The 19293-nt window shown below is 36.5% G+C and carries 7 protein-coding genes; all 7 read left to right on the top strand.

Going from position 1 to position 19293, the window contains the following annotated elements:
• Positions 1–43: 43 nt before the first annotated feature.
• The gene (locus H6H03_RS09310) at positions 44–3271 is read left to right on the top strand and encodes a non-ribosomal peptide synthetase (RefSeq protein ID WP_190954855.1); all 3228 of its coding nucleotides are present in this window, start codon (positions 44–46) and stop codon (positions 3269–3271) included.
• Between the two features lie 14 nt (positions 3272–3285).
• On the top strand, positions 3286–8022 hold the full coding sequence (locus H6H03_RS09305; protein ID WP_190954854.1) for a type I polyketide synthase: 4737 nt from the start codon (positions 3286–3288) through the stop codon (positions 8020–8022).
• A complete protein-coding gene (locus H6H03_RS09300; protein ID WP_190954853.1) occupies positions 8022–9425 on the top strand; it encodes a condensation domain-containing protein in 1404 nt (467 codons plus the stop codon). Before H6H03_RS09305 ends, H6H03_RS09300 begins: the two co-directional genes overlap by 1 nt.
• Before the next feature lie 11 nt (positions 9426–9436).
• The gene (locus H6H03_RS09295; RefSeq protein ID WP_190954852.1) at positions 9437–10318 is read left to right on the top strand and encodes a cupin-like domain-containing protein; all 882 of its coding nucleotides are present in this window, start codon (positions 9437–9439) and stop codon (positions 10316–10318) included.
• 180 nt (positions 10319–10498) lie between these two features.
• Positions 10499–11755 carry a diaminobutyrate--2-oxoglutarate transaminase gene (ectB, locus tag H6H03_RS09290; protein ID WP_190954851.1) on the top strand — a complete coding sequence of 419 codons (1257 nt, stop codon included), beginning with the start codon at positions 10499–10501 and terminating at the stop codon, positions 11753–11755.
• Between the two features lie 49 nt (positions 11756–11804).
• Positions 11805–14570, top strand: coding sequence for a non-ribosomal peptide synthetase (locus H6H03_RS09285; protein ID WP_190954850.1), 2766 nt, complete (start codon positions 11805–11807; stop codon positions 14568–14570).
• Positions 14571–14591: 21 nt separating this feature from the next.
• Positions 14592–19259: a type I polyketide synthase gene (locus H6H03_RS09280; protein WP_190954849.1), complete on the top strand. Its 4668-nt coding sequence runs from the start codon at positions 14592–14594 to the stop codon at positions 19257–19259.
• Positions 19260–19293 lie beyond the last annotated feature (34 nt).

The following is a 19293-nucleotide window of genomic DNA, read 5'->3' as shown; positions in this document are numbered from 1 at the left end:
TCTCTCCCCTCTCTGTGCCCTCAGCGTCTCTGCGGTTCGTTATATGAATAATCAAGTAATTCACGGTTTCCAACTTTCACCACAGCAAAAACATTTATGGCTACTACAACAAGATAACAATAGCATTGCCTATTATTCATTTACTGCGGTGGAAATTACAGGTAATTTAAATATAGAGACCTTTAAGACTGCCTTAAAAAGTATTGTCAATAGACATCAAATCCTTTGCACTAGTTTTCGCTGCTTGCCAGGAATGAATATTCCACTACAAGTAATTGAAAACAACAGCAATTTATTAATAAAAGAACATGATTTTAGTTCGATTACACCTGAAAAACAAAATAATACTCTTGAATTATTAATTGAATCTATTAAACAGCAAAAATTCGATTTAGAGAAATCATCATTACAGATATCTCTAGTTATCCTTCCAGAATCTAAATATTTATTACTGTTAAACTTACCTGGTTTATACACAGATAGAACTTCACTGAATAATTTATTAACAGAAATAACTCATGCTTACACTGGTAATTTATATGATGATGAACCAGTGCAATATATCGTTTTTTCAGACTGGCAGAATGAATTATTAGAGTCAGAAGAAGCAGAAAATGGTAGAGAATATTGGCGAGAAAAAGATATTAACCATATTTTCAACTTGAAACTGCCAAATGAAAATCTATTACCTGCTACAACTGAATTTAAACCACAAATTTTTACTCAGATAATTCCGCCTCAACTGATAGCTAAAATAAATGCGATCGCCGAAAAATTCAATACTACTGAATCGTCATTATTACTAACATGCTGGCAAATACTATTATGGCGTTTGACTAATGTACCAAATATGGTTGTTGGTACTCATTGCGATGGTAGATCGGAAGAAGAACTCCAAGCAATGCTGGGACTACTTGCCAAATATGTACCAGTGGATTGCTATCTGCAAGGTAATTTAAAGTTTAGCGAAGCTTTAGAGCAAATTACTTTGAATCAAAATCAAGCTTATGAATGGCAAGATTGTTTTAATTGGGAGTTAATTTCAGGATTAGTCTTACCCTTTTGCTTTGAGTTTATAGAGCAAAATCAACAAATATTGACTACAAGTACAGTTAAATTTTCTCTACTACAGCAATATGTTTGTTTTGACATATTCAAAGTAAAATTATCGTTTATACGTACTGAAAGCTCTCTTCACGCTGAATGGCACTATGATTCAGAATTATTCTTGCCAGAAGATATCGAACGGTTATCAGGACAATTTTCTACTCTATTGGAAAATGTAACTAACTATCCAGATGCACTGCTAAGTGAATTAGAAATACTTAGCGATATTGAACGACAAAAACTGTTGATTGAGTTTAATAATACACAAACTGCTTTTGTAGCAGATAAATGTTTCCATCAACTTTTTGCAGAACAAGTAGAACGCACATCAGACAAAATTGCTATTGTTTATAAAAATCAGCAATTTACCTATCAAGAATTAAATAATCGTGCTAACCAGCTAGCTCATTACCTACAAAAATTAGGCGTGAAACCTGATGTAATGGTGGGGATTTGTGTAGAGCGATCGCCTTTAATGTTAATTGCACTTTTAGGCATCTTAAAAGCGGGTGGTGCTTATGTACCGATTGACCCTAACTATCCCTTAGAAAGAAAAGCTTTTATCCTAAAAGATTCTCAAATGCCAGTGCTATTGACTCAACAGCATTTAATGGCAGATTTAGCTACAAATGAAATTAAAGTAATTTGTATTGATAGCGATTGGCAAACGATAAAAGAACAAAAAATTGATAACCCAATTACTATAACATCTGCATTAAATTTAGCTTATGTTATTTACACTTCTGGTTCCACTGGTAAACCTAAAGGAACTTTAATTTCCCATCAAGGATTAGTTAATTACCTCTGTTGGGCTACTCAAAGATATACAGTAGAACAAGGAGTAGGAACTCTAGTCCACTCACCTCTGGGTTTTGACTTAACCATCACCAGCCTATTATCACCTTTATTAGTCGGCCGCACAGCAGAGTTATTATCAGAAGAACAAGGAATTGAAACACTTTCTCAAGCTTTAAAGAAAAGCTCGAATTTAAGCTTGGTCAAAATCACTCCCGCGCACTTAGATTTATTAAAACAACAGTTATCTAAAGAAGAGATAGCAAATAAAACGAGAGCTTTTATTATTGGTGGGGAAAATTTATTAGCCGAAAGCATTACTTTCTGGCAAGATGTAGCCCCAGATACGATATTAGTAAACGAATACGGCCCTACAGAAACAGTAGTAGGTTGCTGTATTTACCAAATTCCAATAGGAAAACATACTTCAGGTTCCATACCCATTGGTAAACCGATCGCTAATACTCAACTGTACATTTTAGACCAATATTTGCAACCAGTACCAACAGGTGTAGCGGGTGAATTACACATTAGCGGAATTGGATTAGCTAGGGGTTATTTAAATCAACCTGAATTAACAGCTTTGAAATTTATTCCCAATCCTTTTAGTAAACAAGCAGGCGATCGCCTTTACAAAACTGGGGATCTAGTTCGCTTTTTACCGAGTGGAGATATTGAGTATATCGGTAGAATTGATAACCAAATAAAAATCCGGGGTTTCCGTGTTGAATTAGGAGAAATTGAAGCCGTTATCAATCAACATCCATCAGTATCTGCAAGTGTGGCGATCGTTCGGGAGGATAAACCAGGAAATCAAAATTTAACAGCATATATAACTCTTCATCCAGACAAAACGCTAACAATTTCTGAACTGCGGCGCTTCTTACAAAATAAATTACTTGACCATATGGTACCAACAGCCTTTATGATATTAAAAGCATTTCCACTAACATCTAATGGCAAAGTAGACCGTCGAGCATTGCCAATGCCAGATGCTCTACGCCCAGAATTAGAAGTTGCTTATGTGGTACCACAAACTGAAGTAGAAAAAACAATAGCTTCAGTTTGGCAGAAAGCTTTAAATCTTGAAAAAATAGGTATTCATGATAATTTCTTTGAAATTGGCGGTCATTCATTACTTTTAGTTGCAGTTCACAGCCAATTGCAGACAATATTAAATAATGCAGAACTCTCAACCCTTGATTTGTTTAGATATCCCACCATCAATTCTTTAGCAGAGTATTTAAGCTCATCTGCAAATCAAACAGTATCTTTACAGGAAACTGAGATCCAAACAGAAAAAATTTCAGCTGGTAAAGCGCAACAAAGAAAACGGTTGCAAAAACTTAAATCAGTTGAAAATAATTAAGGAATTTATAAATTATGAATATTCCAAGCGAAACATATTCTAATAACGGTTCAGAAATCGCAATTATCGGATTAGCAGGAAGATTTCCTGGGGCGAAAAATCTTGAGGAATTTTGGCATAATCTCCAAAATGGTGTAGAGTCAATTTCTTTTTTTAGTGACGAAGAACTATTAGCAGCAGGAGTAGATCCAGCACTTATTACTAATCCCAATTATGTAAAAGCTAATGCTGTCTTAGAAGATGCAGAACTTTTTGACGCTGCCTTCTTTGGTTTTAATCCCAGAGATGCAGAAATGACCGATCCTCAACACCGGATTTTTTTAGAGTGTGCTTGGGAAGCATTGGAAAACGCAGGATATAATTCGGAAACCTATAATGGTTCCATAGGTGTTTTTGCTGGATCTAACTTAAGCGGTTATTTACTAAACATTTATTTTAATCAAAATATTAGAAACTCAATAGACGAACATCAGCTAACAATTGCTGCTGATAAAGATTATCTAGCTACACGTACTTCTTATAAACTTAATTTAACTGGGCCTAGCTATGCAGTTCAAACAGCTTGTTCGAGTTCATTAGTCGCTGTACATTTAGCCTGCCAAAGTTTACTCAACGGTGAATGTGATATTGCTTTGGTTGGTGGCGTTTCTGTCAATGCATCAAGAAAAGCTGGCTATCTATATAAAGAGGGAGGTATTAAATCTCCTGACGGACATTGCCGCGCTTTTGATGCCAAAGCACAAGGAACTGTAAGTGGTGAAGGTGTGGGAATCGTTGTTTTAAAAAGATTAGAAGATACATTAAGTGATGGAGATTTTATTCATGCTGTAATTAAAGGTTCTGCCATTAATAACGACGGTTCAAACAAAGTTAGCTACACAGCACCCCGGATAGAAGGCCAAGCCAAAGTTATTAAAACCGCTCAAGTTGTTGCAGAAGTAGAACCAGAAACAATCACTTATATTGAAGCTCACGGAACGGGAACTTGCTTAGGAGATCCGATTGAAATTGCTGCACTAACGCAAGCATTTCAAAGTAGTACAAAAAATCAAAATTTCTGTGCGATTGGTTCTTTAAAAACAAATATTGGACACTTAGATGCAGCCGCTGGCGTTGCAGGTTTAATTAAAACAGTTTTAGCTCTCAAACACAAACACATTCCTCCTAGCTTGCATTTTGAGGAACCAAATCCTCAAATCGATTTCGCCAACAGTCCTTTTTATGTCAACAATAAACTTTCTGAATGGAAAGCAGACAAACATCCTAGACGTGCAGGAGTTAGTTCTTTTGGTATTGGCGGTACTAATGCCCATGTAATATTAGAAGAAGCTCCATTTTTTGCAACCAAAGAAAGTATTTCTCGTCCCTGGCATTTATTGGCTATCTCTGCCAAAACTCCAACAGCATTGGAATCTACTACAACTAATCTTGCTAATTATTTGGCACAGCATCCTCAAATTAATCTTGCCGATGTAGCCTATACTTTGCAAGTTGGCCGCCGAAATTTTAACCATCGTCGAGTGTTGTTATGTCAGAATATTCCAGATGCAATAAAAACACTAACAGCGCCAGATAAACAAGGAATTTTTAGCAATTGTTCAGAAGCCCGTAACCATCCAATTGTGTTTATGTTTCCCGGACAGGGAGCGCAGTATGTAAACATGGGACGGGAATTATATGAAACAGAATCTATTTTTCGCCAACAAGTTGATGATTGCTGTGAATTTTTGGAAGCGCGTTTAAAGTTAAATCTCAAAGATATAATTTATCCCCCAACATTAGGAACTACAACAGAACAACTCCAACAAACTTCATTAACCCAACCTGCATTATTTGTAATTGAATATGCTCTGGCTAAACTTTGGATGTCGTGGGGTGTGCATCCACAAGCGATGATTGGTCACAGCATTGGTGAGTATGTAGCCGCTTGCATTTCCGGTGTTTTTTATTTAGAAGAGGCACTGACTTTAGTCGCAATTCGCGGACAATTAATGCAAAATCTCGAACCTGGGTCGATGCTTTCTGTTTCTATTTCTGCTCAAGAAATACAACCAATGTTGGATTCAGAACTTTCTTTAGCAGCGAGTAATGCACCATCTCTTTGTGTAGTTTCTGGCGCTACAAATGCTATAGAAATATTACAAAATAAATTGACTGAGCAAGGTATAGATTGTCGCCGTCTGCATACATCTCATGCTTTCCATTCCCAAATGATGGAGCCGATTTTAGAGTTATTTGTACAACACGTTAGAAAAGTCAATCTGAAACCACCTCAAATTCCTTTTGTTTCTAATGTTACTGGAACTTGGATTACGGCAGAGCAAGCAACCGATCCTGACTACTGGACTAAACATTTACGACAAGCGGTATTGTTTAACGAGGGAATTGCTGAACTGCTGCAACAACCAGAGCGAATATTTTTAGAAGTCGGCCCAGGACGCACATTAACTACCCTAGCTAAACGACAGTTAGCTTCACAAACTATGGTGCTAACTTCGCTGCGACATCCCCAAGAACAAGTTTCTGATGTGGCATTTTTGCTTAATACTCTCTCTCGGCTTTGGTTAGCAGGATTGCCGATAAATTGGGCGGGCTTTTATGCTCGCGAACAACGCAGACACATTCCTTTACCTACTTATCCTTTTGAGCGTCAACGTTATTGGATTGAGGCTAATTCTGAGACTGGGTTATCAACAATATCGCCAAAATCATTAGGTAAAAAGCCAAATATTACTGATTGGTTTTATATCCCAAGTTGGAAACAATCTACACCAATTGAATTATTCCAAGCAATTGAAAAAAATACCTGCTGGTTAATTTTTATCGATGACTATGGAGTTGGTGATGCAGTTGCCAAACAACTCCAACAGCAAAGTCAAAATGTAATTAAAGTTAGCATCGGTGAGAAATTTACTCAGATCGAAAAATATACATATACTATTAACCCACAGCAGAAAAATGATTACGATGCTTTATTTGAAGAACTGCAAAAGCAGAGTTTGATTCCAAATGCGATCGCGAAGCGTGCCGGATGGCATATCGCTCATTTTTGGAGCATTACGCCAAATGATACTTTACCTACTTTTGAAAATTGTCAGAAGCTCGGCTTTTGGAGTTTATTGTATTTGACGCAGGCATTAGGAAAGCAAAATATCAGTGATTCTCTGAAGTTAAAAATTGTAACTAATAATCTATATAATGTCATCGGCGATGAAAAGCTATGCCCAGAGAAAGCAACGATATTGGGTGCTTGTAAGGTAATTCCCAAGGAATATCCAAATATTCATTGCTCTCTTATTGATGTAATAATCCCTACTGCTCAAATTTCCGATAAATTTGCCAAGTATCTGATTAGAGAAGTAACAACGCAGCAAACCGAAAATATAGTTGCTTATCGGGGACATTATCGCTGGATTCCAACCTTTGAAAATGTGCGTTTAGATGAAAATATCCCAGGTAAAGCTAAGTTAAAAAAAGCAGGAGTTTACTTAATTACTGGTGGACTTGGCGGTATAGGTTTGGTGCTGGCGGAACATTTAGCGAAGACAGTACAAGCTAAATTAATCTTAATTGGTAGAAAGGGATTACCAGAGCGATCGCAATGGCAACAATGGCTAGAAACTCACGATCGCCAAGATTCTGTTAGCCGCAAGATCCAAAAAATGTTGGCACTTGAAAAATTAGGATCGGAAATTGAGATTAAAAGTGCCGATGTCGCCAACTACGAAGAAATGCAGGTAGCTATTAGTGAAACTTTAGAAAAATTTGGCCAAATTAATGGCGTCATTCATGCAGCGGGTATCGCTGGCGGTGGAATAATTCAACTCAAAACAGAGGATGTAGCAAACAGTGTTTTGGCATCAAAAGTCAAAGGCACATTAGTATTAGAGCAGATTTTAAAGTTCAAACATATTACTTTAGATTTCTTGGTGCTTTGTTCATCCCAAAGTTCTATCTTGAGTGAATTTGGACAGGTAGATTATTGTGCTGCCAATGCATTTCTAGATGTTTATGCAAATTATCGTGCTTCTCAATGTGATGAATTCACGGTGTCAATCAACTGGGATACTTGGCAAGAAGTAGGGATGGCAGTAGAAACAACACTACCAGAACAATTAAAGCTGCAACGTGAAGAAGAAATTAAAAAAGGAATACTACCTCAAGAAGGTGCTGAAGCTTTTAATCGTATTTTGTTAAGTGGTTTGCCTCGTGTTGTTGTCTCAACCCAAGACTTTCAACAAGTAATTGAACAGAATAATTCTTTCAATTATATAGACCAAGATTTAAGTCTTTTGTCAGAGACATCAGAAACAAATTCCGCCCAATTCAGGCATCCACGTCCAAACTTAGCAAATGCTTACGTTGCGCCTCGTAACGAAGTCGAGCAGACTCTAGCGGATATTTGGCAACAATTTTTGGGAATTGACAAGGTGGGTATTCATGATAACTTCTTTGAGTTGGCAGGAGACTCAATTATTACAATTCAAATTGTTGCCAAAGCTAACCAATTAGGTCTCAAGTTAACTTCTCAACAAATGTTTCTGCACCAAACTATTGCTGAATTAGTAATAGCAGCAAATTTAAATGAGACTAAGCAAAACGATTCCAAAGATGGAGAGGTTTATCTTACACCCACTCAGGATCGAGCAGAAAAATATACACCGTCTGATTTTCCCAGAGCTAACTTGAACCAACAAGACTTAGACAAATTGTTCGCAAAAATCAACCGATTAAGTGAGAAAAAAGCATAATGAAACCAGAAAATGTAGAAGATATATATGAACTTACACCAGTTCAAAAGGGGATGCTATTCCATTGTTTGTATGCGAGAGAATCAGCGTTATATTTCTTTCACCATACCTTAACTTTGCACGGGCATCCAAATATAGAGGCTTTTGAAAAAGCATGGCAGCAAGTAGTAGATAGACATACTATTTTGCGTACAGGATTTTATTGGGAAGATATTGATAATCCATTACAAGTTGTCTATAAACAAGTAAAAATTAGTCTAAATCAATATGATTGGCGTGGTGTTGAGCAAGCAGAACAACAAAATAAATTGAAGTTATTTTTAGAGAGCGATCGCCAATTAGGTTTTGACTTTTCCCAACCATGTTTAATGCGTCTATCTTTAATTCGTCTTGCAGATAATTGCTATGAATTTATTTGGAGCAATCACCATATAATTATAGACGGCTGGACAACTCCGATAATATTAGAAGAATGCCTACAAATTTACGCAGCACTTTGTGAATCTAAACAAGCTAACTTACCGCCAGTGCTTGCTTTTAGGAATTATATCGACTGGTTACAGCAACAGAATATAGCTAAGACCGAAAGTTATTGGCGGCAAGCACTACAAGGAATAAAAGCGCCAACTCCCTTAACTTATATAGAAAATAATCAACTACCTGACCAAAAAGAAAGGTACGACGAAGAAAAAATTCAATTATCAGAAGCAACTACAAAAACGCTGCTATCTTTTGCTACAAAAAATCGTCTAACTCTTGCCACATTAGTTCATGGAATCTGGTCTATTCTTCTGAGCCGTTACACTTGTCGTGACAACATCATGTATGGATGTACTGTTACAGGAAGACCAGTAGACTTAGCCGACGTACATTCAATGGTTGGTATGTTTATAAATACCTTACCAATTAATGTCAAGTTAAATCCTAACCAACAAGTATTGTCATGGCTACAAGATTTTCAGACCCAATTAGTAGAAGCGCGTCATCATGAATATACTCCCCTAACGCAAATTCAAGGCTGGAGTGAAGTACCCCGCAATTTACCATTGTTTGAAACAATTGTTGTAGTTGAGAACCTTCCAGTTAGTCAATTTGTCAGAAATTGGAAAGGAAATATAGAATTTGAACCGACTGGAACCTATTACAGAAACAACTATCCTTTAAATTTAGTTATCTACCCAGAATCAGAAATCATAGTAGCGATTTCATACAATGCTTCTAGATTTGATCTTGCTACAATTACTGGAATAATTAGAGATTTTCAAGTACTTCTCCAAGAAATCATCAATAATCCTGATGTTCCAATCAAAAAACTATCACTTTTAACGCCACAACAACAGCAAATATTAACTGCTTTAGAAAAAGAAGCATCATTTGATTGGGAATTAGCTGCAACATTTTAAGGTATTCAAGCATGATTATTTCCTCTGCAATAGAAAGAAGATATAAACCATCAACTGATGAATTCAAAAAAAGTTATGTTGAACTAGGTAAACCAGTTATAATTTCTGGAGTAATTTCTAATTGGAGTGGGTTTGATAAATGGTCTTTAAAATACTTAAAAAAAATCTCACCCTCTCTAAATATTTATGCCAAAAGATTTAGCAACAAGGAAATCGAAATATGCCGTTTGACAATGAAAAAATATATAGAGTTAATAGAAAGCTATGAAAAATATCCTGAAAATCATCCTTTGCCACCATATTGCCATGACTTACCTTTATTTAGCTTAATTCCTTCACTAATAGAGGACGTTAAACCATTTCCTTTTGAATATTTGCCAGAATGGTATTGGTACAAATGGTGGCGTTACTGCCAGTTTTTCTTAGGTTCTTCTAACAGTATTACACCGCTACATTTTGATTGTCTTCTCACTAACAATATTTTTTTCCAAATTGCCGGACGCAAACAATTTACCATCTTATTACCTGAAGACGCCAAATATTGTTATCGCCAAGGCTGGAGATGGTTTGGTGTTAATCCAGAAAATCCAGATTTTAATAAATATCCTGATTACAAAAACGCCAGACCGATTACATTTATTGTCAATCCTGGGGAGATTTTATATATGCCTCCTGGAACGCTGCATCATGTTAGAAGTTTAGATATGTCAATTTCTTTTAATATCGATTGGCATACTCAAAAAAGTTCACTCACTGCTCTAGCAGCTATTAAAAAAGGAATGCCAGTTCAAAATGTATATTATAACTGGTTATTAACGATGGGCTTAGTATTTAAAGTACCCCCTCAAATAATTTTCAAATTCTATAAATCTTATCTCAATTATGTTTCTTAAAAAGTTATAGTGTTTCCTAGTCTGCTGAGGTACTTAGTACATTGCTTATCTTATTGGCTAAACCTCTGCGTACCTCTGCGCTTGACTCTGCGCTTCTCTGCGTTTAAAAACATTAATTCTGTACCTCACTTAACTGGAAATCGCTATATGCTCGGTTTGTAATTCAAATCAAAAAATCTCATGAACATATTTGAAAAGCGTGAATCTAACGTCAGAATTTATTGCCATAATTTTCCGGATATCTTTCATAGGGCTAAAGGTTCTATAATTTATTCGGAATCAGGGAAAGAATATATTGATTTTTTCGCTGGAGCAGGGGCTTTAAATTATGGACATAACCATGATTATATAAAACAAAGGGTTATTTCATATTTAGATGCTGATGGAATTGCACACGGGTTAGATATGTATACTTCGGCTAAAGAAAAGTTTTTAGCGAAGTTTGATGAAGTCGTACTCAGTTCAAAAAAACTAGATTATCGCATTCAATTTTGCGGGCCAACAGGAACAAATGCAGTTGAAGCTGCTTTAAAGTTAGCCAGAAAAGTTAAAAAAAGACCGGGTATTTTCTCCTTCATGGGAGGATATCATGGAATGACTTTAGGTAGTTTAGCAATTAGTGGTAATGTCGGAATTCGAGCAGGCACAATTGGTACATCAAGTAATGTAACATTTATGCCTTATCCTTATGGATTTATGGAGAGTTTTGACACAATAGAATATATACAATCGGTTTTAAATGACGTTAATTCTGGAATTGAAAAACCGGCAGCAATAATCTTTGAAACAGTGCAAGCCGAAGGTGGAGTTATTGTAGCTCCCATTGACTGGATGCAAAGATTAAGAAAGTTGTGTGATGAGAATGATATTTTATTAATCTGCGATGATATTCAAGTCGGCTGCGGTCGAACTGGATCTTTCTTTTCTTTTGAAAGAGCAGATATTGTTCCCGATATGGTAGTACTCTCTAAATCAATTAGCGGGTATGGGTTCCCCATGTCGCTATTATTAATTAAGCCAGAGTTGGATATCTGGGAACCTGGCGAACATAATGGTACTTTTAGAGGAAATCAATTAGCATTTATTGGAGCAACAGCGGCTCTAGAGTATCGAGAAAGTTATGATTTTGAACAAGACGTGAAAGCTAAAGAGCTTTTTTTGAAAAATTTTCTCAATCAGGAAATAGCACCAATTAGTGAAAAGATTTCAATCCGCGGGATTGGAATGATTTGGGGAATTGATGTAAAAGATTTTAGCGATCGCGCTTTATCTCAACATATCACATCGCGTTGTTTTGAACTAGGATTAATCATTGAAAAAGCAGGCAGAAATGATAGCGTAATTAAAATTCTGCCACCTTTAATAATTGATATGTCCAGCTTGCAAAAGGGTTGTTCAATTATCAAAGCAGCCTTTGATGATTGTATCTCAAATTAAATTTACGTATTAGTTAATTCGCCAAGTAGTTGATTATCAGGAAAAGATTATGGGTTTACATCTACACTCGCATGACACATTCTCAGAAAAAATTTATTGGCTAAATAAACTATCGGTAGAATTGCCAGAAACAAATTTAATGCTGGACTATGCAAGACCTTTATTCCCTACTGGGAGCAAAAAATCTCTAAGCTTTGATTTATCAAATGATTTATCTCAAGCAATCGTTAAACTTGGGAAAGGTTCTTATTTTTCAATTTATTTAATACTTGTATCTGCGCTGAAAATATTGCTGCCAAAATATACGCGAAATAATGATGTTATTGTTGGCATACCAGTATATGAAAAAATTGGAACAGATGACGTAAATAGCAAAGTGATTCCTTTGCGTACTCAAGTTAAGTCTCAGTTTTCATTCCAAGATTTTGTTTTACAAGTAAAAGATGCTGCCATAGCTGCTTATAGCCATCAAAACTATAATTTCAATGAATTAATTAAATTATTAGAAATACCGACAATTACTAATCGTTGTCCAATTTTTGACATAGTAATTTTATTAGAAAATATTCACCAAAGAACCGAGTTAAACCAACTCAATAATGACATTACAATTTCTTTTACAGTTAATGGGGAAAGTATTAATGCTGATATAGAATATAGCGAACATCTGTTTCAAGATGAAAATATTAAGTTGATGAGCAGATGTTATGTCAATGTTCTAGAAAGCTGTCTGAATCAAGTTAAGATCAAAATTTCAGATATTACTTTCTTAAAAGACTTTGATAGATATAAACTATTACATAACTACAACAACAATACTAAAGAGTATCCAGTTGATCGGACAATAAATCAATTATTTGAAAAGCAAGTATCTCAGACTCCAAACAACATAGCTGTAATTAATAAACAAACTAAATTAACTTATCAAGAGCTAAATTATCAAGCTAATCAACTAGCTGATTTATTGCGTAAATTAGGAATTAATCAAGGAGAGTTTGTAGGGATTTTCAAAGACCGCGATATTAATTTCCTCATTGCTATCCTTGCTATCTACAAGGCAGGTGGAGCTTATGTACCGATTGATAGTACTTACCCGGCGAATCGCATTAAATATATGTTATTTAATAGCGAATTGAGGTTCTTGTTCACAGATTCTTCGTTATTGAATGCTTTATCAGACTTAGCAGAAGATTGTTCGCAGCTATCATCTATTATTTGTTTGGATAGTATTGTTCCTGGTCATAACTTGGTTGGCGATCGCCCACAATTAAAGATATATAATAAGTTAGATTTTGAACATCTGCCTAATGATAATATAGAAGCTATTAATGATGCTGCTGACCCAGCTTATATGCTCTATACTTCTGGGTCTACAGGATTACCAAAAGGAGCAATTGTCAGACATGATGGTGCAATTAATCATATTTATGCCCAATTTGATGAGTTGCAGTTAACAGAAGAATTTTCTTTTCTTCAAAGCGCTCCTTCATCGACAGATATTTCCGTCTGGCAATTTTTAGCACCACTTTTAATTGGTGGCAAAACAGTAATAGTTGATGTAGAAACTGTTGGAATTCCTGATAAACTATTTAAGGCACTCAAATCAGAAAAAATTACAGTTGTTGAATTAGTACCAGCATTATTTGGCGGCTTACTGGAATATACTTCCCAGCTAGGAATTCATGAAAGAGAATTACCCGATTTGAAATGGATGATGGTTGTAGGAGAACCAGTATCAGTAAGTTGGGTAAATAAGTGGCTCCAGATATATCCTCAAATCAAAATTGTTAACGCTTACGGCCCTACCGAGGCTGCTGACGATATTACTCAATTTATTGTTAACCAGCCTTTCGGTGAAAATCAGCGAACAGTTCCAATTGGTAAACCATTAGCCAACTTGAATCTCTACATTCTAGATGAGCAAATGCAACTATTACCTATCGGCGCTCCGGGAGAAATTTGTGTATCGGGAATTGGTGTCGGCGCGGGGTATTGGAAGAATGCAGAAAAAACTAATTTAAGTTTTGTTCCTAACCCATTTCCAGATAATAGGAAGAAGTTACCACCAAATCGCCAGGATTTAATCTATAAAACTGGAGATTTAGGCAGATGGCTGGCTGATGGAAATATGGAATTTCTTGGACGCATTGACCATCAAGTAAAAATTCGTGGTTTCCGGGTTGAACTTGGGGAAATTGAAACATTTTTAAATCAGCACCCGAATGTACGTGAAAATGTAGTCATAGTTCAAGAAGACCAACCAGGTAACTTATTAATTGTTGCCTATATAGTTGCCAAAAGATCGCCAGTTCCTAGTATTAGTGAATTGCGTACTTTCTTAAAAGAAAAGTTACCTGACCACATGTTACCTTCTGCCTTTGTGATGCTAGAAAATCTGCCTCTAGCACCTAGCGGAAAGGTGGACAGGAAAGCTCTACCAAAACCAGATAATCTTCGCCCAGTACTAGAAACAGCTTATGTATTGCCGCGAAATGAGATGGAACACACAATTGCCGATATTTGGCAAAAAATTCTCAAGGTGGAGAAAGTTGGCATTCAAGATAACTTTTTTGACCTTGGCGGACATTCGCTAAATGTGCTTCAAGTTTACAGCAAACTCCGAGAGCTTTTTAAACCAGACTTAGCAATAACTGACTTGTTTAAATATCCAACAATCAGTTCTATATCTCGATACTTAAGCCAAGAAGAAGATGATAGTTTTGAAAATCAAAGCAATAAATTAAACGAACAGATAGAAGCTGGTAAAGCTAGATTAAAGCAACGCTTTTTACAAAAGAAACAACATAATGTGTAACGGCAGACAGCCAAATTAATTATGGAAGATTCAGGATATTTCAATAATAAAACTGGTTTGGAAATAGCTATTATTGGCATGAGTGGCTGTTTTCCAGAAGCTCAAAATATAGAGCAATTTTGGCAAAATCTCCGAGACGGAGTGGAGTCGATTCATAAATTTACCGACCAAGAATTAAAAGACTTAGGTGTAGATGCCACCTTACTAAATGACCCGAATTATGTGAAAGCAGAAGGTCGAGTCGAAGGTATAGATTTGTTTGATGCTGCATTCTTTGACTTTAGCCCTAGAGAAGCTGAAGTTATGGAGCCTTCATTGCGCTTTTTCTTAGAGTATTCATGGAAAGCTCTTGAAGATGCTGGTTATAGTTCGCAGATATATAAAAAACCTATTGGAGTTTACGCTGGTACGAGTTTTGGCAGCTATCTACTTAATATTTATTCTAATTACGATTTGATAGCTTCTGTGGGCGATAAGCAAATAGAAAAAGGAAATTCTCCAGATTACGTTACTACACTTGTGTCTTATAAATTAAATTTGCAAGGGCCAAGTTATGCGGTTCAAACTACTTGTTCGAGTTCATTGGTTGCCGTACATTTAGCTTGTCAAAGTTTACTCAGTGGTGAATGCGATATTGCTTTAGCAGGAGGAGTTTCAATCTCAACAGCAGACGGTTATTTATATCAAGAAGGAGGAATTGAATCTCCTGATGGACATTGCCGTGCTTTTGATGCTAAGGCTGCGGGAACCGTGAAAGGAAGAGGTTTAGGTCTTGTAGTTTTAAAACGATTAGAAGAAGCGATCGCAGATGGAGATTGCATCCATGCTATTATCAAAGGCTCTGCTATTAATAATGACGGCTCCGATAAAGTTAGCTACACCGCACCCAGTGTCAATGGTCAAGCGAAAGTAATTCGAGCCGCTCAGGTGATGGCTGAAGTCGAACCTGAAACTATTAGCTATATTGAAGCGCATGGAACCGGAACTTCTTTAGGTGACCCCCTTGAAATCGCTGCATTAACACAAGCTTTTCGTACTAAAACTCAGAAAAAAGGATTTTGTGCCATTGGTTCTGTAAAAACCAATATTGGACATTTAGATTCAACTGCCGGTGTAGCAGGTTTAATTAAAACTGTTTTAGCCCTAAAACATAAACAAATTCCTCCTAGTTTAAATTTTGAAGAACCATCGCCTCAAATTGATTTTGCTAACAGTCCCTTTTATGTAAATAATCAATTATCAGAGTGGAAAACAAACGGTACTCCTCGCCGTGCGGGTGTTAGTTCCTTTGGTTTTGGCGGTACAAATGCCCATGTAATTTTAGAAGAAGCTCCAACGCAGCAGGGGAGCATGGGAGCAGGGGAGCAGGGGAGAAGGTATCAATTACTGGTACTTTCAGCTAAGACTAATACAGCACTAAAAACTGCTACAGAAAATCTGGTTAATCATCTGCAAAAGCATCCAGATTTAAATCTCGCTGACGTTGCTCATACTTTGCAAGTGGGTCGCTGGGCTTTCAACCATCGCCGCATGGTAGTTTGTCAAAATCAAGAAGATGCAATTAACGCATTGCAAGACCCGCAAAGAACTTTTACTTATTACCAAGAACCTTGTAATCGTTCGGTTGTGTTTATGTTTTCCGGACAAGGTTCGCAATATGTAAATATGGGTCGAGAATTATATGAAAATGAAAGCGTATTTAGAGAACAAGTTGATTACTGCTGCGAACTACTAAAACCTCACTTGGAAATAGACTTACGTAAAGTTCTTTATCCCAGGGAAGAAAACATTCCAGAAGCAACACAAAAATTACAACAAACAGCAATTACTCAACCAGCATTGTTTGTAATTGAATATGCTATGTCCAAGTTGTGGATGTCTTGGGGTATGCGCCCAGAGGCAATGATTGGTCATAGTATTGGAGAATATGTAGCTGCAACTATAGCTGGAGTTTTCACTTTAGAAGATGCCTTAGCGATAGTAGCAACGCGAGGAAAACTCATGCAAGAGTTACCCGGCGGTGCTATGCTTTCAGTTCAGCTTCCAGAACAAAAAATACAACAATTTCTAGAAAAAGGAATCTCTCTAGCTGCCATTAATGGACCTTCTTCTTGCGTAGTGTCTGGTTCAGACACAGCAATAGAAGGATTGCAAGAAAAACTACAACAAATAGGCGTAAATTGTAGGCGTTTGCATACATCTCACGCCTTTCACTCTGAAATGATGTCGCCCATCATTGAGACTTTCATTCAGTCATTACAAGAAGTAAAACTTAATCCTCCGAAAATTCCTTTTATTTCTAATGTTAGTGGAACTTGGATTACTGCAACTGAAGCAACAAATCCTAAATATTGGGCTAGGCATTTAAGAGAAGCGGTACGCTTTAGCTTAGGAATTTCTGAGTTATTGAAACAACCAGAACAAATATTATTGGAAGTCGGGCCGGGACGGACGTTAAGTAGTTTAGCGAAACAACATCAAACAGATGTAATCACACTAACCTCTATACCGCATCCTCAAGAGCAACAATCAGATATAGAATTTTTACTTAATACCTTGGGTAGGCTTTGGTTAGTAGGAATTCAAATTGATTGGTCTGGTTTTTATGTAAATGAAAAGCGTCATCGCCTACCTTTACCTACTTATCCATTTGAGCGCCAGCGTTATTGGATTGAGGTAAATCGAAATGCCACTTTGGCAATGATGTCGCCAAAAAAATCAGATAAAAAGCCAGATATTGCTGACTGGTTTTATGTTCCTCGGTGGAAAGAATCTACACCAGTTGAGCTTATTCAACAGGAGAAATTGCTAGAAGAAAAGTCATCTTGGTTAATTTTTGTTGATAACTATGGAGTGGGAGTAGAAATTGCAGATCGACTCAAGCAACAAAATCAAGATATAATTTTTGTGAGGCTTGGTGATAAATTTGCTAAATTTGATGACTGTAATTATGTAATTAATCCCCAACGAAGAGATGACTATAATACTTTATTTAAAGTACTGCAAGAACAAAATTGGATTAACGAAGGTAGGCAAATCGCGCATTTTTGGAGCGTAACTCCTAACGATATTTTACCTAATCATAAGCTAGACCCAGAGACACAATATCAGTTTTTTGAGCATTGCCAAAATCTCGGTTTTGATAGTCTGCTGTTTCTAGCACAAGCCTTAGCAAAACAGAATATCATTGACCCAATAAAGTTGATGATTGTTACCAGCAATCTACATGATGTTACTGGTAGCGAGAGTTTATGTCCTGAGAAAACAACTATATTGGGCCCATGCAATGTAATTCCACAAGAATATCTCAACATAACTTGCTGCTGCTTTGATATCATACTTACAGACTCTAGAACTAAGCCATCACCAACACTAATAGACTCGTTACTGACAGAATTTACAGCACCAATAACTGATAACTTAATTGCTTATCGTGGCAATCATCGCTGGATTAAAACTTATGAAGCTATACGTTTAGATGAGAGTATTACCAGCAAAACCAAGTTAAAAAAAGGGGGTGTTTATCTAATCACCGGCGGGCTTGGTCGCATTGGTTTAGCAATGTCAGAATACTTAGCAAAAACAGTACAAGCTAAACTAATTTTAATCGGTAGAAAAGGCTTACCAGAAAGACATCAATGGTCTGAATGGCTACTAAATCATGATGAATCCAATGAAGTTAGCCAAAAGCTGAAAAAAGTGATGATGCTTGAGGAATTAGGTGCTGAGGTTGAAGCGATTAGTGCTGATGTAGCTAACGAACAACAAATGCAAAAAGCTATACAATTAGCTAAAGAACGCTTTGGGAAAATTCATGGTGTCATCCACACCGCCGGAATTAATGACGATGCGTATTACACTATTGAAGAAAGTTCTAAAGCTCAAAGCCAAGCACAATTTAGTCCTAAAGTATATGGGCTATTTGTCTTAGAAAAAGTTTTGCAAGGTCAAAGGCTAGATTTTTGTTTATTCACATCTTCCTCATCATCTGTCTTAGGAGGTTTAGGGTTAACTTCCTATTCTGCTGCTAACATTTTTATGGATGCTTATGCTCACAAGCATAACCAAAAAAATTTGTTTCCTTGTATTAGCGTGAACTGGGATACTTGGCAATCTGAAGAAGGCGATATCCAAGACTTGACTGTGGGAGTAGCCTTAGAAAAATTACGCATGACATGGAAGGAAGGTATAGATGTCTTTAGGCGTGTATTATGTTTAACTAAAACTCCTCAGATTGTTGTTTCTGCGGGAGAATTACAACCAAGAATTGAGCAATGGATAAAACGACATTTTTTACAAAATAATACAGATACTTTATCGCTTCATTCCAGACGAAACTTACAAAACGAGTACGTTCCACCTAGTAATCAGGTAGAGCAAATAGTTACAAAAGCTTGGCAAAAAGTTTTAGGAATTGAAAAGATTGGTATTTATGATAACTTCTTTGATTTGGGAGGAAGTTCTTTAATCGGTGTTGAGGTTATCTCTCAGTTACAGAAAGAATTAAATACCCATATTCCGATAATTAGCATTTATGAAAGACCAACTATCAGTTCTCTTGCCGAGTTTTTAACTAGCGATGAAGAAGCTGTTTCGCAAAAAGATTCTTACCGTCCTCAAGTTAGGTCTGCTTCAATTAAGCGTCGCAAAGAAGCCAGACAAAACCATCGCCGAGCCAGTCAAAAGTAAGAAGTCAAAAACATAAATCCTTTGTGGGGTAGAA

It is taken from the genome of Nostoc paludosum FACHB-159 (assembly GCF_014698835.1).
Lineage (GTDB): Bacteria > Cyanobacteriota > Cyanobacteriia > Cyanobacteriales > Nostocaceae > Nostoc > Nostoc paludosum.
This window is presented reverse-complemented; position numbering and strand designations above follow the sequence as displayed.